Source organism: Pseudomonas mandelii, assembly GCF_002251635.1.
Lineage (GTDB): Bacteria > Pseudomonadota > Gammaproteobacteria > Pseudomonadales > Pseudomonadaceae > Aquipseudomonas > Aquipseudomonas mandelii_B.
Genome location: NZ_NMOJ01000152.1, coordinates 1 through 23710 on the forward strand (window position 1 = coordinate 1; position 23710 = coordinate 23710).

The window sequence follows — 23710 nt, forward strand, 5'->3', positions numbered from 1 at the left end:
CTCGGTGTATCAGTGACACACAGTTGATGCCATCGCAGGCAAGCCAGCTCCCACATTGATCTTTGGTGTGGCTTATTTCTTTACCAAGGCCGAACACGCCGCCTTGTAGGCCTCATGCTGATACTTGTTCAGCGAGGCCGGCAGATCAAAGTTGTGTTTCTTGTTCTGCGCATTAATGGTCTGTGGTGACAGCAATGTCACCTCGCANCTCTCCAACAACTGAAACACNCCCTCGATCTTGAACGTGGTCGGCCCACCGGCAAACTCACCTTTCTTGCTGCGCTTCTTGATCGCGATCCTGTCGACGGAATTCTCACGCACAAACGACGCCACCTGAGCGGCAAACACTTTGACGTTCGCGGCTTCGTCGTCATCGTCGAGGGCGATTTTCTTGGTGGCCAGGGCGACGTGGCTAAGCGTCTGACCGTCCAGCGAGGCCACGGCGATGATCGCTTCGCTGCCTTTGATTTCGATGCCGCAGATTTTCATGTGAATTCCTTAACTGGCTGATGGCGTGCAGCTTACAGCTCAAAACGACTGGCGTTCGCCTTCACTCCTGCCCGATCGACTCCACGGGTGGCCTTGCGAGGCTTCGCTACAGTCTCTTGCCGGGCAAAAGCAGGTTGAGAAATGCCCATGCGTTTGGCCACCTCATCCTGTGTAAGGTTCAGGTGTTCGCGCCAGGCCCTGAGATTTTCATGTGAATTCCTTAACTGGCTGATGGCGTGCAGCTTACAGCTCAAAACGACTGGCGTTCGCCTTCACTCCTGCCCGATCGACTCCAAAAACTCCGACCGCTCATCACTCATCCGCGCCACGCAATCATTCTGCGCAATGGTGAACGCCTTGCTACCGCTGGTCGCCGGGAACGCTTCAACCGCGCAATCCGCATCCCGGGTCTTTAGCCATTGCTGCTGCGCGGCTTTGAGCTTGGCGGTGATGTCGGTCAGTTGCGCCGGGTTCTTGCCGTAGGCGGTTTGCATGCGCTCGTTCAGGCTTTGGTAGTTGTCTTTGAGCAGGTCTTCGGCGGTGGTTCTGCTGTAGGCGGAGCATTCCAGGGTCTGGACGTCGTTTTCGACCTTGTCGCAGGGGTTGTCGTCGGCCTCTTCAGCCGCGTGTACGCCGGTCGCTATCAGTGCCAAAGCCAGGAAGATCGTTCTCATTGCGACGCAGCCCCTATTTTTCAGTGCCTATTCGGTAATGCAGCGAATTCTGGCCCAAGCGGCGGCCCTTGAACAGGTGGGCGATTGCGTCCATCAACGACCCTTTGTCGCGGATTGACGCTTTCGGCAAACCCCCTGTCGTTTTTGCACCCGGCTANGNTGNCCCTNNGGCATATGCTGGCCCCAAAGCGCCGGCAGACGATTCGGCGCATGAATCGCCAATAAGGGGNCGCCTGATGAGCCCAGCCGAATTGCACGCCGACAGCATCGTTATCGACGGGCTGATCATTGCCAAGTGGAACCGCGACCTGTTCGAGGACATGCGCAAAGGTGGCCTGACCGCCGCCAACTGCACCGTGTCGGTGTGGGAAGGGTTCCAGGCCACGATCAATAACATTGTGGCCAGCCAGACCCTGATCCGTGAGAACAGCGACCTGGTGATCCCGGTGAAAACCACCGCCGACATCCGCAAAGCCAAGGAACTGGGCAAGACCGGCATCATGTTCGGCTTCCAGAACGCCCATGCATTTGAAGACCAACTGGGCTACGTCGAGATCTTCAAGCAGCTCGGCGTCGGTGTGGTGCAGATGTGCTACAACACCCAGAACCTCGTCGGCACTGGCTGCTACGAGCGCGACGGCGGCCTGTCGGGTTTCGGCCGTGAGATCGTTGCCGAAATGAACCGCGTCGGCATCATGTGCGACCTGTCCCACGTCGGCTCCAAGACTTCCGAAGAAGTCATCCTCGAATCGAAAAAGCCGGTGTGCTACTCCCACTGTCTGCCGTCGGGCCTCAAAGAGCACCCGCGCAACAAGTCCGATGAAGAGCTGAAGTTCATTGCCGACCACGGCGGTTTTGTCGGCGTGACCATGTTCGCGCCGTTCCTGGCCAAGGGCATTGATTCGACCATCGACGACTACGCCGAAGCCATTGAATACACCATGAACATCGTTGGCGAAGACGCCATCGGCATCGGCACCGACTTCACCCAGGGCCATGGCCAGGATTTCTTCGAAATGCTGACCCACGACAAGGGTTATGCCCGCCGCCTGACCAGCTTCGGCAAGATCATCAACCCGCTGGGCATCCGCACCGTGGGCGAGTTCCCCAACCTCACCGAGACCCTGCTCAAGCGCGGCCACAGCGAGCGCGTGGTGCGCAAGATCATGGGCGAGAACTGGGTCAACGTCCTCAAGGACGTTTGGGGCGAATAAGCCACCGCATCTGAAGAATTCTTTCCCCCGGCCGTCCGCGCCGGGGGCAACACCCAAAATTTTCTGGAGTTAAGTTTCCATGGCCAAGATCGCCCCGCAATTGCCAATCGAAGTCGACAGCGAAACCGGTGTCTGGACCTCCGACGCCCTGCCGATGCTGTACGTGCCGCGCCATTTCTTCGTCAATAACCACATGGGTATCGAAGAAGTGCTGGGCAGCGAAGCCTACGCCGAAATCCTCTACAAGGCCGGCTACAAATCCGCCTGGCACTGGTGTGAAAAAGAAGCTGAATGCCACGGCCTGGAAGGCGTTGCGGTGTTCGAGCACTACATGAAACGCCTGTCGCAACGCGGCTGGGGCCTGTTCAAGATCCAGGACATCGACCTCGACAAAGGCACCGCCAGCGTCAAGCTCGAACACTCGGCATTCGTCTATGTGTACGGCAAGGTCGGGCGCAAGGTCGACTACATGTTCACCGGGTGGTTTGCCGGCGCCATGGACCAGATTCTGCAAGCGCGCGGCAGTAACATCCGCACGGTGGCCGAACAAGTCTACGGTGGCTCCGAAGAAGGCCACGACGACGGGCTGTTCACCGTCAAGCCGTTGTAAGTCGAGGACCCTGCCATGGCTTTCGAAGCAATGTTTGCGCCGATCCAGATCGGCAAACTGACCATCCGCAACCGCGTGCTCAGTACCGCCCACGCCGAGGTGTATGCCACCGACGGCGGCATGACCACCGACCGCTATGTGAAGTATTACGAAGAGAAAGCCAAGGGCGGGATCGGCCTGGCCATCTGCGGCGGTTCTTCCAGCGTGGCCATCGACAGCCCGCAAGGCTGGTGGAAATCGGTGAACCTGGCCGACGACCGGATCATCCCGCACTTCCAGAACCTGGCCGATGCCATGCACAAGCATGGCGCCAAGATCATGATCCAGATTACCCACATGGGCCGCCGCTCGCGTTGGGACGGCGAACACTGGCCGACCTTGCTGTCGCCATCGGGCATCCGCGAGCCGGTGCACCGCGCCACCTGCAAGACCATCGAGCCGGAAGAAATCTGGCGCGTGATCGGCAACTACGCCACGGCTGCGGCGCGGGCGAAAGCCGGTGGCCTGGACGGCGTGGAGCTGTCGGCGGTGCACCAGCACATGATCGACCAGTTCTGGAGCCCACGGGTCAACAAACGCACCGACGAATGGGGCGGCAGCTTTGAAAACCGCATGCGTTTCGGCCTGGAAGTCTTGAAGGCGGTACGCAAGGAAGTCGGCCCGGATTTCTGTGTGGGCATCCGCCTGTGCGGCGATGAGTTCCATCCGGACGGCTTGTCCCACGAGGACATGAAACAGATCGCCAAGTATTACGACGACACCGGCATGCTCGATTTTATCGGCGTCGTGGGTTCAGGTTGCGACACCCACAACACCCTGGCCAACGTGATCCCGAACATGAGTTATCCACCGGAGCCGTTTTTGCACTTGGCCGCCGGTATCAAGGAAGTGGTCAAGGCCCCGGTGCTGCACGCGCAGAACATCAAGGACCCGAACCAGGCCACGCGCATTCTGGAAGGCGGCTATGTAGACATGGTCGGCATGACCCGTGCCCATATCGCCGACCCGCACCTGATCGCCAAGATCAAGATGGGCCAGATCGACCAGATCAAGCAGTGCGTCGGCGCCAACTACTGCATCGACCGCCAGTACCAGGGGTTGGACGTGTTGTGCATCCAGAACGCCGCGACGTCCCGTGAATACATGGGTGTGCCGCACATCATCGAGAAATCCATCGGGCCCAAACGCAAAGTCGTGGTGGTGGGGGCCGGTCCTGCCGGGATGGAAGCGGCGCGCGTTGCCGCCGAGCGTGGCCACGATGTAACCCTCTTCGAGAAGAAAGACTTTATCGGCGGGCAAATCACCACCGCGTCCAAAGCCCCGCAGCGTGACCAGATTGCCGGCATCACCCGCTGGTTCCAGCTGGAACTGGCACGCCTGAACGTCGACCTGCGCCTGGGCGTGGCGGCGGACGCGGCGACCATCCTGGACCTGCGTCCGGACGTGGTCGTGCTGGCGGTGGGCGGTCATCCGTTCCTGGAGCAGAACGAACACTGGGGCGCGGCCGAAGGCCTGGTGGTCAGCAGTTGGGACGTGCTCGACGGCAAAGTCGCGCCGGGCAAGAACGTGCTGGTGTACGACACCATTTGCGAATTCACCGGCATGTCGGTGGCGGACTTCCTGGCGGACAAGGGCAGCCAGGTCGAGATCGTCACTGACGATATCAAACCGGGTGTGGCCATTGGCGGTACGTCGTTCCCGACGTACTACCGCAGCATGTACCCCAAGGAAGTGATCATGACCGGCGACATGATGCTGGAAAAGGTCTACCGCGAAGGCGACAAGCTGGTGGCGGTGCTGGAGAACGAATACACCGGCGCCAAAGAAGAGCGGGTGGTCGATCAGGTGGTCGTCGAGAACGGCGTGCGCCCGGATGAAGAAATCTATTACGGGCTCAAGGAAGGTTCGCGCAACAAAGGCCAGATGGACATCGAAGCCCTGTTCGCGATCAAGCCGCAGCCGTGCCTGAGCGAAACGGGTGACGGGTACTTGCTGTTCCGCATCGGTGATTGTGTGGCGCAGCGCAACACCCACGCGGCGATCTACGACGCGCTGCGGTTGTGCAAAGACTTCTAACGGCTTGCACATGACCCTGTGGGAGCGGGCTTGCCCGGCAAGCCCGCTCCCACAGGAACCGAGTAAGGCATCTCGACCTGCAAGACCCCGAGGTCTTTGGGAGCTCCACCATGTTGAACACCCTTCTTCCAATCCTGTTGTTCGCAGCCCTGGGCCTCGCCGTCCTCGGCGCGTTGCGGCGGGTGGCTATGTGGCGCCGAGGCCGTGCCTCCAAGGTCGACTTGCTCGGCGGCCTGCTGGCCATGCCCAAGCGCTACATGGTCGACCTGCACCACGTCGTGGCGCGGGACAAATACATCGCCAATACCCACGTGGCCACGGCCGGTGGCGCGGTGGCGTCCATCGTGCTGGCGATTCTGGTTCACGGTTTTGGCCTGCATAACCGCATCCTCGGCTACGCGCTGTTGTTGATGACGGTGGTGATGTTCGTCGGTGCGATCTTTGTCTACCTGCGTCGCCGNAACCCACCGGCGCGCCTGTCGAAAGGCCCGTGGATGCGCCTGCCGAAAAGCCTGATGGCGTTCTCGGTGAGCTTCTTCCTGTTGACCCTGCCGGTGGCCGGCATCCTTCCGGAAAACTTCGGTGGTTGGGTGGTGGCAGCGATCCTCGGTGTCGGCGTGCTGTGGGGCGTGTCCGAGATGTTCTTCGGCATGACCTGGGGCGGCCCGATGAAGCATGCCTTCGCCGGTGCCCTGCACCTGGCCTGGCACCGCCGCGCCGAGCGCTTTGGTGGCGGCCGCTCCACCGGTTTGAAACCGCTGGACTTGAGCGATAAAACTGCGCCACTGGGCGTGGAAAAACCCAAGGATTTCACCTGGAACCAACTGCTTGGTTTCGACGCCTGCGTGCAGTGCGGCAAGTGCGAAGCCGCGTGCCCTGCATTCGCCGCCGGCCAGCCGCTGAACCCGAAAAAACTGATTCAGGACATGGTCGTCGGCCTGGCCGGTGGCACCGATGCCAAATTCGCTGGCAGCCCGTATCCAGGCAAGGCCATCGGCGAGCACGCCGGCAACCCGCATCAACCGATCGTCAACGGTTTGGTGGACGCTGAGACCCTGTGGTCCTGCACCACGTGCCGGGCTTGTGTNGAAGAGTGCCCAATGATGATCGAGCACGTGGACGCCATCGTCGACATGCGCCGCCATCTCACCCTGGAAAAAGGTGCCACGCCGAACAAGGGCGCCGAAGTCCTCGAGAACCTGATCGCCACCGACAACCCCGGCGGCTTCGCCCCGGGCGGGCGGATGAACTGGGCGGCGGACTTGAACCTCAACCTGATGAGCGAGAAGAAGTCCGTCGACGTGCTGTTCTGGGTCGGCGACGGCGCCTTCGATATGCGCAACCAGCGCACCCTGCGCGCCTTCGTCAAAGTGCTGAAAGCGGCCAAGGTCGACTTCGCAGTGCTGGGCCTTGAAGAGCGCGACAGCGGTGATGTGGCGCGGCGTCTGGGGGACGAAGCCACGTTCCAGCTGCTGGCTGCGCGCAATATCCAGACCCTGGCCAAGTACAGCTTCAAGCGCATCGTCACCTGCGACCCGCACAGTTTCCANGTGCTGAAAAACGAATACGGCGCCTTCGACGGCAACTACCTCGTGCAGCACCACAGCACGTTCATGGCCGAGCTGATCGGCGAGGGGGCGCTGAACCTGGGCCAGCACAAGGGCAGTAGCGTGACCTATCACGACCCGTGCTACCTCGGCCGCTACAACGGCGAATACGAGGCGCCGCGCCAAGTGCTGCGGGCGCTGGGTATCGAGGTCAAGGAAATGCAACGCTCCGGTTTCCGCTCGCGCTGCTGTGGCGGTGGCGGTGGTGCGCCCATCACCGATATCCCCGGCAAGCAACGTATCCCGGATATGCGTATGGAAGACATCCGCGAAACCGGCGCCGAGCTGGTGGCCGTGGGCTGCCCGCAATGCACGGCGATGCTCGAAGGCGTCGTCGAGCCGCGCCCATTGATCAAGGACATCGCCGAACTGGTGGCGGACGCGTTGCTCGAAGATGCGGCCCCGAGCAAGCCGGCCAAACCGGCCCAACGTGAACCTGCGGAGGCCCACTGATGAGCGACATTATCCGCCGCGATCCACGGGCCGAATGGATCGCCCGTAACCGCCTGCACCCCTTGCATGCGGCGATGCAGCCGCTGCAACACAGTTGGATGGGCCCGAACGGCGTCATCCGCAAGAACCTGCACGGCATCGGTTTTATTGGCCCCAACGGCATCAAGCGCATTGACCGCAGCGGCGCTCAGCAGGGCGGGGCGACTAAACGCACTGCTGCCGTTGAAGTGCAATTGCCACTGCATCAAGTGCCGGCACCTTCGTTTTACATCAGCGTGGTGCCCGACATGGTCGGCGGCCGCCTGAGCAGCCACGACCGCGACGTGCTCGGCCTCGCTCATCAATTGGCCGGCAAGGACGGCGCGGTGTTGGCCGTGGTTTTCGGCGAACACAAGGAAAACGCCTTCACCACCGCAGGTGTCGATCGCTTGCTGGTATTGGACGGCGATGAATTCAGCGGTTATTCACCGGAGCAACGCGTCCAGGGCCTGCGGGCTGTGGATAACCAGTTCAACCCGCGCCATTGGTTGCTGCCGGACAGCCGCAGCGGTGGCGGTGAACTTGGTCGACGCTTTGCCGCCGCACTGGGCGAACGCCCGGCCACGCGGGTCTGGCAGGTCAAGGATCAGGAATGCATTGGCCGCGCTGGTGCGGGTTTGCAAGACCTTGCGCGCCCGGTCGCACGCTTGATTCTGGCCGCCGTCGAATGCGCCGANCCGGTCAGCGANACGCGCCATGAAGTGTTGCCCGTGGAGTTATCCACACCCTTGGCGCGCAGCTTGTCGCGGATCGAGGACTTGGGCGCCGTGGCGGTGGATCCGGCGGCGATTCCGATGGCCGAAGCCGAGTTCATCTTCTCCGGCGGTAACGGGGTCAAGGACTGGGGACTTTTCCACAGGACCGCTGAAGCCCTCGGTGCGACCGAAGGCGCCTCGCGGGTGGCGGTGGACGACGGCTTTATGGCGCGTGATCGCCAGGTCGGCGCCAGCGGCACCTGGGTCACGGCGCGGGTGTATGTAGCCGTGGGGATTTCCGGGGCGATCCAGCACCTGCAAGGTATCGGTGCCTGCGACAAGGTGGTGGCGATCAACCTGGACCCTGGCTGCGACATGATCAAGCGTGCCGACCTGTCGGTGATCGGCGAAAGCGCCGAGATTCTTCAAGCCTTGATCGCGGCGGTAGAGGCTTACCGCAACGAAGCCAAGCGCGATGCGGCTTAAGGAAAGGAAAGGGTTATGAGCACGAAAATCATCAGCCTGGTGTCCATCGGCGCCCACCCGACCTCCGGCCGACCACGTCGCGCGGAGCAGGATGCGCGGGCGGTGGAACTGGGTCTGCAACTGGCTGGGGATAACTTGCAAGTGCTGCATGCCGGCGATGTTGCCGAACCTGCATTGCGCGCCTATCTGGGCATGGGCCTGGAACAACTGCATGTGCTCGAACAACCGCAAGGCGCCGATGCATTGCCGGCGTTGACCGCGTATCTGCGTGACGCCGGGGCGCAAGTGGTGCTGACCGGCAGCCAGGCGGAAACCGGCGAAGGTTCGGGCATGCTCCCGTTCCTGTTGGCCGAAAGCCTCGGCTGGCCGCTGGTGGTCGGGCTGGCTCAGGTGGAATCCATCGATGGCAGTTCGGCGCTGGTGCTGCAAGCCTTGCCCCGTGGTCAGCGTCGTCGGCTGAAGGTTCGACTGCCATTCCTGGCGACTGTGGATAACGCGGCACCGAAGCCTCGGCAGAGCGCTTACGGCCCGGCGCGGCGTGGGGTGTTGCAGGCCGATGAAGTCGAAGTGGTTGACGATGAATTATTGGCCGTCGCCACCCTGCAACCGGCCAAGCCACGGCCCAAACGCTTGAAGGTGATCAAGGCCAAGAGCGGCGCCGACCGGATGAAAGCAGCGACGGCCAAGGCCAGCGGCGGCGGTGGGCAAGTGCTCAAGGGGCTTAGCCCTGAAGCCGGGGCTGAGGCGATTCTCAAGTTGCTGATCGAAGAAGGCGTGGTCCGCTAACTCAATTTCACCACTATCTACTGCTTTCGCGGGCAAGCCCGCTCCCAAAGGACGTTCGTGTCACCAACATTTACGGGGAAACAATGGCCGTTGAATTTCGTTCGGCAGTGCGCGCCGATGCGCGGGAGATTGCGCGTCTGTTTCAAATCACATCGGAGGGGGCTGCCGATTACATCTGGAGCCAACTGGCGCAGCCCGGTCAGGATTTGCTGGAAGTCGGCGCTATTCGTTACGCCCGCGACGACGTAGATTTCTCCTGGCAGAACTGCCTTATCGCAGAGTCGGAGGGCCGGGTCATCGGCATGCTGCACAGCTACGTGATGCGTCACGATCCGCTGGCAGAGCCGACGACCGATCCGGTCCTGGCGCCCTACGCGAAGATGGAAATCCCCGACACCCTCTACATTTCCAGCCTGGCGCTGCATGAGGGTTGGCGCAACCAGGGCCTGGGCAAGCAATTCCTTGCCTACGCCTACGACCGTGCCAACCGGCTCGGGCTCAACGGCTTGAGCCTGATCGACTACGCCGCCAACACTGGCGCTCGCCGGTTCTATGAGCGTCATGGCTTTCGCATCGTCGACACCTGCCAGATCACGCCCCATCCGATGATTCGGGTCACGGGGGAGGCCTACCTGATGTATCGGCCCTAGTGAGCTACATTTCTCTATGAGCTGGCTTGTCGTGTTTCAACAGGCGCTGATCGGTTTTACCCACAATCCCTGTTAACGCTTCTGTGGATAACATGTTCGCGCTTCGCTACACCCCATACAAAACAAGCCCTGCAACCCTTCGTACAAAAAACAACCAGGCTAACTTGCGGTTTTTTCACGCTTTTTCCAGAGGATAACTTTATACGCGCGCCAATACTTGCCCCCAATCTCTGTTAGCGCATCTGTGGATAAGATGTTTGTTGTCCTCTACAGGCTATATAAAACGGGCTTATCCGGTGGTTGATTAAAAAACGATCAAATCACCGTTTTGACGCGACAAACACCGCACAAACCTTGATTTACCGTGGTTTGCGCGGGTTTTCCACAGATCCATGAAAGTTGCCCCCAAAGTCTGTTGGCGCTTCTGTGGATAAGGTGTTCGCCATCCGCTGTACGCCACGTATAACGTGCCTTGCAGGCTTTCGATCAAAAAACAGCCAATCGCTGTTCAAAACCCTGCTTCTGGATAAGTCACGGTTTTTATTCACTTTATTAGACGAAAGTTATCCGTAAAAATAGACTTGTCCCCATTAGCTGTGGGTGGAGGTGTGGATAAGTTGTTTGCGGAAGGCTGGGAGCCACGTTGCGCATAGGCCTGAACGTAATAGATCATATTTCGTACAGTTCTAAGATGAGGGGAGTTTTGCAGTAAGGGATGCGGTGTCTTGGAGAACGCAATCGCGGCCAAGCCCGCTCCCACAGTGATTGGGGTGTTCACAAATGTTGTGTGGATAGCCAGCCCGCCCCCATTTTCTTCGCAACGTGCGTACCCCTCCCGGCGGTCTTGTTGCGCAAACGCATTCACCGCCACGCCGCCAATCAGCGCGCTCGCCTATAGCGCCCGACCTTTCGTAGTGACACCCGCGTGCTGCCGTTGAGTTCACTCAGTGGCCAGGTACTCGTTCGCCCATCGATTGCAGGCAACCGCAGAGTTGCCCTATCTGCCTTATAGAGGAAAGTCCCATGACACGGATCGCAACGCCCATCAGCGACATCAAGGAACATTACGACGTGATCGTCATCGGCTCGGGTTACGGCGGCGGGATCGCAGCGTCGCGCCTGTCCCGCGCCGGCAAGCGGGTCTGCCTGCTGGAACGGGGCCGGGAGATACAACCCGGCGAATACCCGAACACGATGCTGGCAGCCACCGAGGAATTGCAGGTGCACGACCCGGACGGCCACATCGGTTCGCGCACCGGGTTGTTCGATCTGCACGTCAACGCCCAGCAGAACGTGGTGGTCGGTTGCGGCCTGGGCGGTACGTCGCTGATCAACGCCAACGTCGCCCTCGAACCGGAGCCCGGTGTCTTCGACGATCCGCGCTGGCCATTGGCGGTGCGCGAACATCGCGACACCTTGCTCAAGGACGGTTACGCCCGGGCGCGGGAAATGCTCAAGCCCAATCCGTATCCCGCTACATCGCCGGTGTTGCCGAAACTCGAAGCGAACAAGAAGTCGGCGGACTACCTCAAGCAAGGCGCGCATTTTTACCGGCCGCCGATCAACGTGACCTTCGACAAACTGCCGAACAACCTCAACCATGTCGGTGTTGAACAACTGCCTTGCAACCATTGCGGCGACTGCGTCTCGGGCTGTAACAACAAGGCCAAGAACACCACGCTGATGAATTATCTGCCGGACGCCTGGAACCATGGCGCGGAGATTTTCTGCCAGGCGCAAGTGCGGCATCTGGAGCGCGACGGCGATGGCTGGATCGTGCACTTCCAGTACCTGGACAGCGGCCGCGAGAAGTTCTCGGCGCCGACGCTGTTCGTCAAAGCCGACATCGTCGTTGTGTCTGCCGGCACCCTCGGCTCCACCGAAATCCTCCTGCGCTCCCGGGACAAAGGCCTGTCGATGTCCGGCCAGCTCGGCGAGAACATGAGCGGCAACGGCGACATCCTCGGCTTCGGTCACAATTGCGCACAACCGATCAATGGCATCGGTTTCGGCGCGCATCCGGCGAAGGAATTGCAGCCGGTCGGCCCGTGCATCACCTCGGTCATCGACATGCGCACCGAAGGCGACTGGCGTAGCCGCATGGTCATCGAAGAAGGATCGATCCCCGGTGCCCTCGGTCGGCCGATGGTGCCGAGCATGGCCGGGTTCGCCGAGCTGATCGGTCAGCCCACCGACGACAGTTTTACCGGCAAGTTGAAGTACAAGGAACGCGAAGCCGAAAGCTTCCTCCGTGGCCCGTATTACGGCGCGCTGCACAACATGCAGACGTACCTGATCATGAGCCACGACGACGGCAAGGGCCGGATGGTGCTGGACAGCAAGGATCAGCTGCGCATCGATTGGCCGGGCGTTGGCGAGCAGGAAAACGTCAAGATCGGCAATGAACGGCTGCACCTGAGCACCAAGGCACTGGGCGGCATCTGGGTCGAGAACCCGATCTGGACCAAATTGCTCAAACACAGCATCGTCTCGGTACACCCCCTGGGCGGTTGCGTCATGGGCGAGGACGCGGGGCAGGGCGTGGTCAACCACAAGGGCCAGGTGTTCAGCGGCGCCAGCGGGACTGACGTGTATGCCGGTTTGTACGTGACCGACGGCGCGGTAATTCCGACGTCCCTGGCGGTCAATCCGCTGCTGACGATTTCGGCGGTGAGCGAGCGCAACATGGGCCTGCTGGCTGCCGATCGCGGCTGGCAGATCGACTACACGCTGCCTTCGGCCCCACGCAAACAAGTGGCGCCGCCAACGCTCGGCGTGCAATTCACCGAAACCATGAAAGGCTACTTTTCCCGGGCCTTCACCGCAGCCCAAAGTACTGACCTGAAGGTCTACGAAGCGGCGGCCAAACGCGGCGAGGCAGATAACTCGCCCATCGATTTCACCCTGACCATCACCGCCAACGACCTCAATCGCATGATCAAGGAGCCGGAGCACGCCGCGACGCTGGTCGGTACGGTCAACGCCCCGAGCCTGTCGCCGCAGCCGCTGACCGCCAGCAACGGCGTGTTCAACCTGTTCGAGCAGTATCAGCAGCAGGTCGGCGTACGCCACATGAAGTACGACATGAAACTGACCGCCGAGGACGGCAGCGACTTTTACTTCAGCGCCTTCAAAACCGTGCCCGAGGACAACGGCGTGCTGAACATCTGGCACGACACCAGCACCCTCTACGTGACGCTGTATCGCGGGCCGGACAAGACCGGCGAGGTGATCGGCAGCGGGGTGATGCACATCCATCCGACCGACTTTGCCAAGCAAATGACCACCATGAAGGTGCTCAACGCCCGCAACGAACGCGAACGCATCGAAGGCCTGGCGCGGTTCGGCAAGTTCTTCGCCGGGATTCTCTGGGAGAGCTATGGCGGCGTGTTCGCCGGCGACATCTACTTCAATCCCGACGCACCGCCACGGCTCAAACGACCCCTGGATGCGCCGTCGCCAGTGGTGCATTTCTTCCAGACCGAAGACAACGTCGAATTGCGCCTGACCCGTTATCAGGGCGGCAGCAAAGGGCCGGTGATGCTGGTTCATGGGTTGGGCGTGGGCTCGAATATTTTCTCCACCGACACCATCCAGACCAACCTGCTGGAGTTCTTGTGCAAGCACGAGTACGACGTCTGGCTCCTGGATTTGCGGGTGAGCATCCTGCTGCCGGCGAGCAAGAAGGAATGGAACGGCGACCAGATCGCCCAGTACGACTTCAAGGCGGCCATCGCGCAGATCTGCCAGGCAACCGAGGCGGCGGACGTGCAGTGCGTGGTGCATTGCTACGGCGCGACGACCTTCTTCATGTCGTTGCTGGCCGGGCTGCAGGGCGTGCGCTCGGTGGTCTGCTCGCAGATCGCGGCGGATACGGTGGTCGCCACGGCAACCGGGCTCAAGGCCGGTTTGCACCTGCCGGGCATGCTCGACGCCATCGGCATCAAATCCCTCACGGCGTATGCCGACAACAAGGAGAACTGGTTCAACAAGCTCTACGACAAGGCGCTCAACGGCTACGCCCGGATTGAGGCCCAAGGCTACTGCACCAACCCGGTGTGCCATCGCATCACCTTCATGTACGCGTCGTTGTATCGCCACGACACCCTCAACGAAACCTTGCACGACAACCTGCACGAATTGTTTGGCGAGTCGAACATGCACACCTTCGAGCACCTGGCGCTGATCGTGCGCAAAGGCCATCTGGTGGACTTCAAGGGTGACGACGTCTACATGCCGCACTTCGACCGGCTGAGCATGCCGATCTGCTTTATCAGCGGCGCGGACAACCAGTGCTACCTGCCGGAAAGCACGCTCAAGACTTATGACCGCGTGTGCAAGGTCCATGGGCCGGAGCGTTACAGCCGGCATGTGGTGCCGGGGTACGGTCATATCGATTGCATGTTCGGCAAGGACGCGGTGGTCGATGTGTACCCGATCATCCTGCAACACCTGGAGAAAACCGCCCTCGGCTAATACCGCCGGTGGTTTGAATACAGTGGGATTCTCAATGTAGGAGCGAGCCTGCTCGCGAATGCGGTGGTTCAGTCAACATCATTAGTGACTGATACGCCGCTTTCGCGAGCAGGCTCGCTCCTACAGTAGTTTTGCGGTGTTCTTTAGAGGGTTTACGATGATATGGACAGTTACATCCGCTGGTTCCAACGCTTCATCTGGCTAGGCATCGTGATGAACATGGTCTTCGCGATCCCGGCGCTGTTCGCTCCGGCGCTGCTGACCTCGATGCTCGGCCTGCCACCGCAACTCTCCGATCCATGGCTTGAAAACGCTGGCATGCTGCTGGTGGGTATCAGCGTGTTCTACATGCCGTCGGGCTTCAATGCACCGCGGTTTGTGGTGCATTCCTGGTTATGTGTGTTGTCGCGACTGATCGCCGTGGCGTTCTGGATCTACCTGATCAACACCAGCAGCCAGGCATCAGTGTTCGTGCCGATGCTGATGGGCGATCTGAGCATGTTCCTGATCCTCGGCATCCTGCTGTACCTGGGCAGCACGCCGGCCAATCGTCCGTTGGCGTTGCTCTGTGACGGCTGGCGGGAATGGCGTGCAGGCTGGGCGCTGCGCTGGCAGCGGCACAGTTTCAAGGTCGGCACGCTGATCGTGGTCCTGGTGCTGGAATTTATCGGTTACGAGACTTGGTACCAGATGCTGCGGGTGGTGCCCGCCGAGAAGTACGCCTCCGACGAAGACCACTACAAGTACGCCGCCATCGGCTTGGGCATTGAAGCACGCATCCCGTATTACCTGTTCGCCGTGCTGCCGCAGATGTGCCCCGAGAAACTGCCCAGACCCGGCGGCTATGAAGTCTTCGGTTTCCTCTTTGAGAACGGCAAGGACCTGCCCATCGGCATGGCCAAGCGGCAAATCGGCTACCCGACCGTGGAGCCGAACTGCGCCCTGTGTCACACCGGTTCCTACCGGGCGAATGCCAGCGACGTTGCCACCTCGGTGGCCACCGCCCCGGCCAACACCCTTCAACTGCAAGCCTTTCAGTGGTTCGCCTACGATTGCGCCAGCGATCCGACATTCACCACCGACGCGGTGATGACTGCGATCAACGGCAAGTTCCAACTCGGGTTTTTCGAGCGCTTGTACAACCGCTACCTGATCATTCCGATGGCCAAGAGCGCGTTGCTCAAACAGAAACAGGCCTACGCCTGGCAGAAGCTGCGCCCGCAACAGGGACCGGGGCGCACCGACACCTTTAACCCGACGAAAATGGTGGTGTTCGGCTTCCCGGATGACTCGACCATCGGCACCGTCGACCTGCCGCAAGTGTGGAACCAGAAACCCCGGGAGTCGCTGTACCTGCACTGGGACGGCAACAACAACGACATCCACGAGCGCAACTACGCAGCGGCAATGGCCGTGGGTGCGACGCCGGAATCGGTGCTGCCGGAAAGCTTCAACCGCGTGACCAACTGGCTGCTCGGCACCAAGCCGCCCGTCTGGCCGTTCGCGCTGGACCAGGCCAAGGTCGCCCAGGGCAAACCGGTCTGGGATCAGAACTGCGCCGGCTGTCACGACTTCGGTCGCACCGACACCGGCCAGGTCACCACCCGCATCGACGAACTGGGCACCGATCCCCATCGCCTGAACTCGTTCACCACGGGGTTGGTGGAGGCCTTCCACACCTTCAAGAAACCGCCATTCGACTTCAACGCCTATCGCAAGACCCAGAGCTACAGCAACACGCCGACCGATGGTGTCTGGCTGCGGGCGCCCTACCTGCATAACGGTTCGGTGCCCACGTTGTGGGATTTGCTGCAGACGCCGGAACAGCGGCCGTCGGTGTTCTACACCGGCTCCGATGTGTACGACCAGGAAAAGGTCGGCTTCGTCACGAGCGGGGCGCAGGCCAAGGCCTCGGCGGACTTCAAATACGACACGCGCCTGGAGGGCAACCACAACAGCGGCCACCTGTACGGCACGCAACTGTCGGACATCGATAAACGGGCGCTCATCGAGTTCATGAAAACCCTGTGATCCCACTACGGATGGAGGAATGCCAACATGTCATCAGTTACTCATTGGGAACATGAATACGACAAGGTCAAAGTTCGCGTGCATGGGCTGTTCACGCGATTGGAAATGTCCTGGAAAAAGCTCATCAGCGAGCTTGAGCCCGAGGAGTTCCAGGCCATCGTCGCCCTGTTGCAGCGTGGCCACGATCAGGCGCAATACGTGCTCAAACACGGCGATCTGCCGGCCGATCAGCCGAGCGTGCCGTGGGAGTTGTCCCACGGTTTGTCGATCCTGCACATCGGCAACGCCACGCCTTTGCCGCAATCGGTCGACCAGTTGCAGACCCGGGTGCTCAAGGACGGCAGTCTGCTGGGCTGTCGCAAGTGGGAACTGCTGGATCTGTTGTGGAGCGAAGCGCTGCTCAAGTGGATCGAAAACCTGCGCCATCACGCGCCGTTCGCCACTAACCCGGCATTGATGAAGATGGACAGTGACGTGGTGCTGGCGATCGCCGGCGACTGGGGCACCGGTCCGTTCGACAGCCACGCCCCGGCGGTGGCGGTGGCCAACCAGATGCAACTGGCTCAGGCCGATTTCACTATTCACCTGGGGGATGTGTATTACGCCGGCACCCATTCCCAGGAAGACGTCGACATGGTCGGCTGGCCCATGGGCAAGCACGGCTCATTCACCCTCAACTCCAATCACGAGATGTACAGCGGCGCCCACGGTTATTTCAAGGAACTGGCCAAGCGTTTTCCGGCGCAGCAGGGCACCAGTTATTTCGCGTTGTACAACGACGATTGGCTGGTGGTCGGGCTCGACACGGCCTATGCGTCAGACGCCATCAATCTGTACATGGACGGCACGCTGAACAAGGAGCAGATCGCCTGGATGAAAGAACTGCCCCAGCGCAAGAAGATCATGGTGCTCAGTCACCATCAGGGGTTCGATATTTCCGGGCACAACAAGACGGCGTTGTATCAGCCGGTCTGTGATGCGCTGGGGCGGGAGCCTGATTACTGGTATTGGGGGCATTTGCACAATGGCATTTGCTATGCGGCCCAGGGTGGACTGCATGCGCGTTGCGCCGGGCATGGGGCGATTCCGTATGGCAATGCCAGCGAGCTGGACGGGCATACGCGAGTGTTGTGGTCGGAAACCGAGAATGCGCGGGATGAGGCGTACCCGGATCGGGTGTTGAATGGGTATGTGAAGGTGCGGTTGGTGGGGGAGCACATCGAAGAGACGTGATGAGGGGAGTTTTGCAGTAAGGGATGCGGTGTCTTGGAGAACGCAATCGCGGCCAAGCCCGCTCCCACAGTGATTGGGGTGTTCACAAATGTTGTGTACGCCGCCGATCCTTGTGGGGGCGGGCTTGCCCGCGATGCTTTTGCTGTTAGCCCTGTACCGGGACGCCTTTGAGGTAAGGCGCAGGCTCGGCCCCGAGGTTGTTCAGCAACCGCTCGCTGTACCAATCCACAAAGTTCACCACGCCGAACTCATACGTCTTGGAGTACGGCCCTGGTTGGTAAGCGGTGGAGTTGATCCCACGCTGGTTCTCTTCGGCCAGGCGACGGTCCTGATCGTTGGTGGCGTCCCAGACCTGGCGCATGCGGTCCACGTCGTAGTCCACGCCTTCCACGGCGTCCTTGTGCACGATCCACTTGGTGGTGACCATGGTTTCCTGGGCACTGATCGGCCACACGGTGAACACGATGATGTGGTCGCCCATGCAGTGGTTCCACGAATGCGGCAGGTGCAGGATGCGCATCGAGCCCAGGTCCGGGTTCTTGATGCGGCCCATCAACTTCTTGCAGCCTTGCTTGCCGTCGAGGGTCATCGACACGGTGCCCTTGAGCAGCGGCATGCGCACGATACGGTTACGCAGGCCGAAGCTGGCGTGGGCGTAAGGGATTTTCTCGGCGTCCCAGGCAGCGGCCGAAGCGGCGACGTGGTCCTTGAAGGCCTGGTCGGCGCGCGGGTCGGTAACGTCGTCCCATTCCAGCAGGGTTTTCAGCAGTTCCGGGTGCGACGCGTTGCAGTGGTAGCACTCGCGGTTGTTTTCCAGCACCAGCTTCCAGTTGGCTTTTTCAAACAAGGTGGTGGTAATCGCCACCTTGGTGTTCTCCATGTCGTACGGTTCCATGTAATGGTTCAGCGTCGACAGGAAGTCATCAATAGCCGGTGGATTCTCTGCCAGGCTGATGAAGATATAGCCGCCGGCGGTCTTCACGTTCACCGGTTTGAGGCCGTACTGCTTCATGTCGAAGTCGGCGCCCATCTCGGTACCGGCGAACAACAGACGGCCGTCCAGCTCGTAGGTCCACTGGTGGTAGTGGCAGACCAGTTTGGCGACCTTGCCTTTTTCGCTGGTGCACAAGCGCGAGCCACGGTGGCGGCACACGTTGTGGAACGCATGCACCACGCCTTCGACGCCACGGATCACGATGATCGGGTTCTTGCCCACTTGCAGGGTCAGGTAGTTGCCCTTGGTGGGGATCTCGCAGGTCATGCCGGCGATCAACCACTCTTTCTGGAAGATCTCCTGCATGTCGATATCAAACAACCGCTCATCAGAGTAAAACGGCTGCGGCAGCGAAAAGGTGCGCTCACGCTCTTGCAGCATTTGCGCGGTGGCCTTGCGTGCGGGTTCCAGCGGATCGCCCAAGCTTAAGGTTGCGGTGACGTCCATCGTGTGTGTCCTCATGGCCATTCTGTGTGGCCGGCGAAAGTGGCTACGGTTATTGCAGTGCAAGGCGTAAAGAAAGCGTCTTTGTTGGGAGCGAGTGTGGGGCCGGTGAATACCAGAACCTTATCCATGAGCGACATGGCCCACTCTGATCCCGACGCGCAAGCCCCGTGGTATGGGGGCTGGTCGCGATAAGTATGTGAATGTCGCAGATAGGTAAATGGGTGGTTCTCGCGTTACGCAGAATCGCCACCATAAGGCCGAATATCGGCGGTGGAGAACAGCATGTCCAACAACTTCCTGAATCCGGTAACGACCCAGACCTGGGCCAATGGTCGGCACATCGTCCGTTGCGTCAAAGTCATCCAGGAAACCTGGGACGTGCGCACGTTCTGCTTCATGGCCGACCAGCCGATCCTGTTCTTCTTCAAGCCTGGGCAATTCGTCACCCTGGAGCTGGAAATCGAAGGCCAGCCGATCATGCGCTCCTACACCATTTCCAGTTCACCGTCGGTGCCTTACAGCTTCTCGGTGACGATCAAGCGCGTGCCGGGCGGGCGTGTCTCCAACTGGTTGCACGACACGCTGCATGAAGGTCAGGAGTTGGCGGTGCACGGGCCGGTCGGGCTGTTCAATGCCATCGACTTCCCGAGCCCGAAAGTGTTGTACCTCAGCGGTGGCGTCGGCATCACGCCGGTGATGTCCATGGCCCGTTGGTTCTACGACACCAACGCCAATGTCGACATGACCTTTGTTCACAGTGCCCGCTCGCCCAAAGACATCATCTACCACCGCGAGCTGGAGCACATGGCGTCGCGGATCGACAACTTCAGCCTGCACCTGATCTGCGAGAAGCACGGTCTGGGTGAGCCGTGGGCGGGTTATCGCGGTTACTTGAATCATAAGATGCTCGAACTGATGTCCCCGGACTTCATGGAGCGCGAGGTGTTCTGCTGCGGCCCGACGCCGTACATGAACGCGGTCAAGCGCATGCTCGAAGCGGTCGGCTTCGACATGTCGCGTTATCACGAGGAGTCCTTTGGTGCCACGCCGCCGGAAGCCCGCGCCGATGCGGTGGAACAGGCCGAAATTGCTGCGGACGCGCCGGAAGTCGATCTGGCGGACCTGCATCAAGTCGAATTTATCTCGTCCGGCAAGAGCATTCGCGTGGCCCCAGGCGAAACCGTGCATGCGGCGGCTGCCAAGCTCGGCTTGCTGATTCCGAAGGCCTGCGGCATGGGCATNTGCGGGACGTGCAAGGTGATGAAGCTGGGCGGTGAGGTCGAGATGGACCACAACGGCGGGATTACCGAGGAAGACGAAGCCGAAGGCTACATCCTGTCGTGCTGCAGCGTGCCGAAGGGCGACGTGCGCATTGAATTCTAAGTAGCACCCATTCCTTGTGGGAGCGGGCTTGCTCGCGAAAGCAGTGGCTCAGTCAACATCACCGTTGAATGGCACACCGCTTTCGCGAGCAAGCCCGCTCCCACAGGTTCGGTGTTTTCAGTCGNGTTCGGTGTTTTCAGTCGACAAACAGGTCTGGCATCAGCTTGTCGTTGGTGCCGGGTTCGAAGCGGTAATGCTCGAACTCGGTCACACCGTTTTCCCGCAGGATGTCCTCATCAATCAGCAACCGCCCGGTAATGCTGCGACCGCTGCTGTCCAGAATGACGTGGGCGGCATCCGCCATGATCGCTGGCGTTCGTGCGTGTTTGAAGGATTCCCGCGAGCCGAGCTGAAATTCGATGGCGGCGGTGGCAATCATCGTCTGCGGCCACAACGAGTTGACGCTGATCCCGTAGTTCTTGAACTCCTCGCTCATGCCCATCGTCAGCATGCTCATGCCGTACTTGGTCACGGTGTAGGGGCTGTATTGTGCGAACCACTGGGTCGCCAGATTCAACGGCGGCGACAGGTTGAGGATGTGGCCGCTGCTCTTTTTCAGGTAAGGCAGCGCGGCCTGGCTGCATAGGAGCACGGCGCGGGTGTTGATCTGGTGCATCAGGTCGAAGCGCTTGAGTTCGATGTGTTGCACCCCGGTCAACTTGATCGCCCCGGCATTGTTGATCAGCGCATCGATAGCGCCGAAATGTTCGTTGGCCTGGGCCAAGGCGTTACGCACCGCGACCTCATCGCGTACATCCACCTGTAAAGCCAGGGCCTTGCCGCCTGCGGCTTCAACTTCCTCGGCCACACTGAAAATCGTCCCCGGCAGCTTGGGATGGGGCTCGGCGCTTTTGGCGGCAATTACAATATTGGCCCCGTCCCGCGCGGCCCGCAGCGCGATCTCGCGGCCGATGCCACGGCTGGCGCCGGTGATGAACAGGGTTTTGCCTTGTAATGACATGCGTAAGCTCCTGATTGTTATTGTCTGAGCGAATCGAGTGGTTCGCAGGACAATGTAGACCAAGACGCTGTGGTGAGTGGTGAGTGAGCTTTTGTGGCGAGGGAGCAAGCTCCCTCGCCACAGGAAATCGGGTTGTTGCTCGAAGGGATCAGGCGGAAAGAGGCTAGTCGATGAAAATGCAGTCGTATGCTGTCGGAAACACCAGATAACAGTCTCGGCAATCCGCCAGTATTCGTCGCGCTTAGGCGCCCATCACTTGGCGAATATCCGCGGCTAATTCTCTTACACGCTCTTCCTCGGTATCCCACGCACACATGAACCGTGCGCCACCTTTGCCGATGAAGGTGTAGAAGCGCCAGCCCTTGGCCGTCAAGGCTTCGATGGCCGCTTCCGAGAGTTGCAGGAACACGCCGTTGGCCTGCACCGGGAACATCAATTCCACGCCGGGAATATCGCTNACCAGTTCCGCCAGCAGTTGCGCGCAATGGTTGGCGTGTTTGGCATATTTGAGCCAGGCGTCGTTTTCCAGCAGGCCCACCCAGGGTGCCGAGAGGAAGCGCATTTTCGACGCCAGCTGGCCGGCCTGTTTGCAGCGGTAATCGAAGTCTTCGGCCAGCTTATGGTTGAAGAACAGGATCGCTTCACCCACCGCCATGCCGTTTTTCGTACCGCCAAAGCACAGCACGTCCACACCGGCTTTCCAGGTCAGGTCGGCCGGGGAGCAACCGAGGAACGCGCAGGCATTGGCGAAGCGCGCGCCGTCCATGTGCAGGTTCAGGCCCAGTTCCTTGCAGGTGACGCTGATCGCGCGGATTTCTTCCGGGGTGTACACACTGCCGACTTCAGTGGCCTGGGTCAGGGTCACCACGCGGGGCTTGGGGTAGTGGATGTCCTGGCGCTTGAGGGCGATTTCGCGGATCGATTCCGGGGTCAGCTTGCCGTTTTCGGTGCGAGCGGTAAGGAGCTTGGAACCATTGGAGAAAAACTCCGGCGCGCCGCATTCGTCGGTTTCAACGTGGGCGGTTTCCGAGCAGATCACGCTGTGGTAACTCTGGCACAGCGACGACAGGGCCAGCGAGTTGGCCGCTGTGCCGTTGAANGCGAAGAATACCTCGCAGTCGGTTTCGAACAGTTTGCGGAAATCATCGGACGCGCGAGCGGTCCATTCATCGTCGCCGTAAGCGCGTTGGTGGCCGTGGTTGGCCTGTTCCATGGCGGCCCAGGCTTCCGGGCAGATGCCGGAATAGTTGTCGCTGGCGAATTGTTGGCTCTTATCGGTCATGGCCCTGCTTTCCGTGGTCGAGACGCTTATGGTGAAGCGCCTCGTGGTCAATGATGGTGCGCACTGTACCGAAGATCATCCGGTGAGCACACGCGCTGTGTCGGACAGAAAAATACAAAGACGACGGGCAATTATGCACATGACGCAAAGGGATGGGGCACTGGATCTGCTCAAGTGGCTGGCGCTATTGAGCATGGTGCTCGATCACCTGCGATATGTCGGTTACTCCGCTGATCTGCTGTATGTGCCGGGACGTCTGGCGTTTCCGTGGTTCTGCCTGGCGATGGCGGTCAACCTGTCACGCCCCCGGACAGTGACGACCGACGGCCCGTGGCGATACCTGGGCTGGTTGCTGTTGTTTAGCGCCCTCAGTGAAATTCCGTATCGGATGTTTATTCCTGATCCCGACACTTTGAACGTCTTGCCTACGTTGGCGCTGGGGTTGCTGGTGGCCCGTGGCTGGCAGGACCGAAGCCTGCAATCGCGACTGATGGCGGTCGGCGCCCTGGTGCTGGCGGCGCTGTGCCCGCAGTGGTTGATGTTTGGTTTCTTCGGCGTCCTGCTGCCGCTGGCGATGTTGCTGGTGATCGGGCGGCCCTGGTATTTCAGCCTGTTGCCGGGGCTGGTGTGCCTGGCGGCGAATCAATGGGATGTGCTGTTTTACTCCGCGCAGATCGGTAACCGTGCAGCCGTCCTCGGCATTGCCGCTTGTCTGATTGCGCCATTGCTGGGGCTGCTCTTGTTGCGATATGCAAAGGGCATGCAGCCACCGCCGATGCGACGCTGGGCGTATGCGCTCTATCCCGCGCATTTTCTGCTGCTACTCGGACACAACCTTCGAACCCGCCAGGATCCCCTGTGGGAGCGAGCTTGCTCGCGATGAGGCCGGCACAGCCAATATTGATGTTGCCTGACCCACCGCTATCGCGAGCAAGCTCGCTCCCACAGGGGATCCTGGCGGGTTCGAAGGTTGTGTCCGGTCAGCCATTTCTCCCCATGTCGTAAACGCACCTTTGCGTGGCGTCCGTAGGCATTTGGCCTGTCTGCGCCGGTCATACCATCGCATCAAAGGGCACTGTCGAAACACCGGTGCCTTACCGAGACGAATGGCGCATAGATGCCGC

18 protein-coding genes are annotated in these 23710 nt (G+C 60.5%); 12 read left to right on the forward strand and 6 right to left on the reverse strand.

The features are described 5' to 3' along the window. Nucleotides 1-72: 72 nt before the first annotated feature. From B7L09_RS19740 to B7L09_RS19750, 3 genes are read right to left on the reverse strand one after another with little or no spacing between them, the layout of a single operon-like run. On the reverse strand, nt 73-489 hold the full coding sequence (locus B7L09_RS19740; RefSeq protein ID WP_094470272.1) for a DUF3010 family protein: 417 nt from the start codon (nt 487-489) through the stop codon (nt 73-75). Nucleotides 490-521: 32 nt separating this feature from the next. Next, entirely contained in the window at nt 522-743 is a 222-nt protein-coding gene (locus B7L09_RS19745) for a helix-turn-helix domain-containing protein (protein ID WP_141213484.1), read from the reverse strand. 18 nt (nt 744-761) lie between these two features. Continuing rightward, a complete protein-coding gene (locus B7L09_RS19750) occupies nt 762-1163 on the reverse strand; it encodes a lysozyme inhibitor LprI family protein (protein ID WP_094470273.1) in 402 nt (133 codons plus the stop codon). A 236-nt stretch (nt 1164-1399) separates the two neighbouring features. Here B7L09_RS19750 and B7L09_RS19760 point away from each other — a divergent pair, with 236 nt between their 5' ends. From B7L09_RS19760 to B7L09_RS19805, 10 genes are all read left to right on the forward strand, one after another. Next, nucleotides 1400-2377, forward strand: a complete 978-nt coding sequence (locus B7L09_RS19760; RefSeq protein WP_094470275.1) for a dipeptidase — start codon at nt 1400-1402, stop codon at nt 2375-2377. A 79-nt stretch (nt 2378-2456) separates the two neighbouring features. Then, complete coding sequence (locus tag B7L09_RS19765) at nt 2457-2987, forward strand: DUF5943 domain-containing protein (RefSeq protein ID WP_064454457.1); 531 nt, start codon at nt 2457-2459, stop codon at nt 2985-2987. A 15-nt stretch (nt 2988-3002) separates the two neighbouring features. Further along, nucleotides 3003-5063 (forward strand): dimethylglycine demethylation protein DgcA, encoded by a 2061-nt coding sequence (gene dgcA, locus B7L09_RS19770; protein ID WP_094470276.1) that lies wholly within the window; start codon nt 3003-3005, stop codon nt 5061-5063. 110 nt (nt 5064-5173) lie between these two features. Then, entirely contained in the window at nt 5174-7123 is a 1950-nt protein-coding gene (dgcB, locus tag B7L09_RS19775) for a dimethylglycine demethylation protein DgcB (protein WP_094470277.1), read from the forward strand. Continuing rightward, nucleotides 7123-8343: an electron transfer flavoprotein subunit alpha gene (gene etfA, locus B7L09_RS19780; RefSeq protein WP_094470278.1), complete on the forward strand. Its 1221-nt coding sequence runs from the start codon at nt 7123-7125 to the stop codon at nt 8341-8343. Before dgcB ends, etfA begins: the two co-directional genes overlap by 1 nt. Nucleotides 8344-8358: 15 nt before the next feature. Further along, nucleotides 8359-9129, forward strand: coding sequence for an electron transfer flavoprotein subunit beta (etfB, locus tag B7L09_RS19785; protein WP_094470279.1), 771 nt, complete (start codon nt 8359-8361; stop codon nt 9127-9129). A gap of 83 nt (nt 9130-9212) precedes the next feature. Then, nucleotides 9213-9779 (forward strand): GNAT family N-acetyltransferase, encoded by a 567-nt coding sequence (locus B7L09_RS19790; protein ID WP_094470280.1) that lies wholly within the window; start codon nt 9213-9215, stop codon nt 9777-9779. 1023 nt (nt 9780-10802) lie between these two features. Then, nucleotides 10803-14255, forward strand: coding sequence for a GMC family oxidoreductase N-terminal domain-containing protein (locus B7L09_RS19795; RefSeq protein WP_010467023.1), 3453 nt, complete (start codon nt 10803-10805; stop codon nt 14253-14255). A gap of 162 nt (nt 14256-14417) precedes the next feature. Further along, nucleotides 14418-16286 carry a c-type cytochrome gene (locus tag B7L09_RS19800; protein ID WP_010467024.1) on the forward strand — a complete coding sequence of 623 codons (1869 nt, stop codon included), beginning with the start codon at nt 14418-14420 and terminating at the stop codon, nt 16284-16286. 27 nt (nt 16287-16313) lie between these two features. Beyond that, nucleotides 16314-17519, forward strand: coding sequence for a metallophosphoesterase family protein (locus B7L09_RS19805; protein WP_094470281.1), 1206 nt, complete (start codon nt 16314-16316; stop codon nt 17517-17519). Between the two features lie 145 nt (nt 17520-17664). On the opposite strand, the gene gbca is transcribed toward B7L09_RS19805, so the two are convergent. Next, nucleotides 17665-18960, reverse strand: a complete 1296-nt coding sequence (gbca, locus tag B7L09_RS19810; RefSeq protein ID WP_094470282.1) for a glycine betaine monooxygenase oxygenase subunit — start codon at nt 18958-18960, stop codon at nt 17665-17667. Between the two features lie 282 nt (nt 18961-19242). Here gbca and gbcB point away from each other — a divergent pair, with 282 nt between their 5' ends. Beyond that, nucleotides 19243-20343, forward strand: coding sequence for a glycine betaine monooxygenase reductase subunit (gene gbcB / locus B7L09_RS19820; RefSeq protein WP_094470283.1), 1101 nt, complete (start codon nt 19243-19245; stop codon nt 20341-20343). Nucleotides 20344-20479: 136 nt separating this feature from the next. Here the strand turns inward: gbcB and B7L09_RS19825 are convergent, their stop codons facing one another. Both B7L09_RS19825 and B7L09_RS19830 read right to left on the reverse strand, forming a co-directional pair. Further along, complete coding sequence (locus B7L09_RS19825) at nt 20480-21304, reverse strand: SDR family oxidoreductase (protein WP_094470284.1); 825 nt, start codon at nt 21302-21304, stop codon at nt 20480-20482. A 241-nt stretch (nt 21305-21545) separates the two neighbouring features. Continuing rightward, on the reverse strand, nt 21546-22586 hold the full coding sequence (locus B7L09_RS19830; RefSeq protein ID WP_094470285.1) for a threonine aldolase family protein: 1041 nt from the start codon (nt 22584-22586) through the stop codon (nt 21546-21548). 133 nt (nt 22587-22719) lie between these two features. Between B7L09_RS19830 and B7L09_RS19835 the strand changes: the two genes are divergently transcribed. After that, a complete protein-coding gene (locus tag B7L09_RS19835) occupies nt 22720-23469 on the forward strand; it encodes a TraX family protein (protein ID WP_094470286.1) in 750 nt (249 codons plus the stop codon). Nucleotides 23470-23710 lie beyond the last annotated feature (241 nt).

Bases quoted from the DNA above. Each gene is read 5' to 3' on its own strand.
- B7L09_RS19760 (WP_094470275.1), top strand. From the start codon at position 1,400: ATGAGCCCAGCCGAATTGCACGCCGACAGCATCGTTATCGACGGGCTG.
- B7L09_RS19750 (WP_094470273.1), bottom strand. From the start codon at position 1,163: ATGAGAACGATCTTCCTGGCTTTGGCACTGATAGCGACCGGCGTACAC.
- B7L09_RS19790 (WP_094470280.1), top strand. From the start codon at position 9,213: ATGGCCGTTGAATTTCGTTCGGCAGTGCGCGCCGATGCGCGGGAGATT.
- etfB (WP_094470279.1), top strand. From the start codon at position 8,359: ATGAGCACGAAAATCATCAGCCTGGTGTCCATCGGCGCCCACCCGACC.
- B7L09_RS19800 (WP_010467024.1), top strand. From the start codon at position 14,418: ATGGACAGTTACATCCGCTGGTTCCAACGCTTCATCTGGCTAGGCATC.
- B7L09_RS19825 (WP_094470284.1), bottom strand. From the start codon at position 21,304: ATGTCATTACAAGGCAAAACCCTGTTCATCACCGGCGCCAGCCGTGGC.
- B7L09_RS19805 (WP_094470281.1), top strand. From the start codon at position 16,314: ATGTCATCAGTTACTCATTGGGAACATGAATACGACAAGGTCAAAGTT.
- B7L09_RS19835 (WP_094470286.1), top strand. From the start codon at position 22,720: ATGCACATGACGCAAAGGGATGGGGCACTGGATCTGCTCAAGTGGCTG.
- B7L09_RS19765 (WP_064454457.1), top strand. From the start codon at position 2,457: ATGGCCAAGATCGCCCCGCAATTGCCAATCGAAGTCGACAGCGAAACC.
- gbca (WP_094470282.1), bottom strand. From the start codon at position 18,960: ATGGACGTCACCGCAACCTTAAGCTTGGGCGATCCGCTGGAACCCGCA.
- dgcA (WP_094470276.1), top strand. From the start codon at position 3,003: ATGGCTTTCGAAGCAATGTTTGCGCCGATCCAGATCGGCAAACTGACC.
- B7L09_RS19795 (WP_010467023.1), top strand. From the start codon at position 10,803: ATGACACGGATCGCAACGCCCATCAGCGACATCAAGGAACATTACGAC.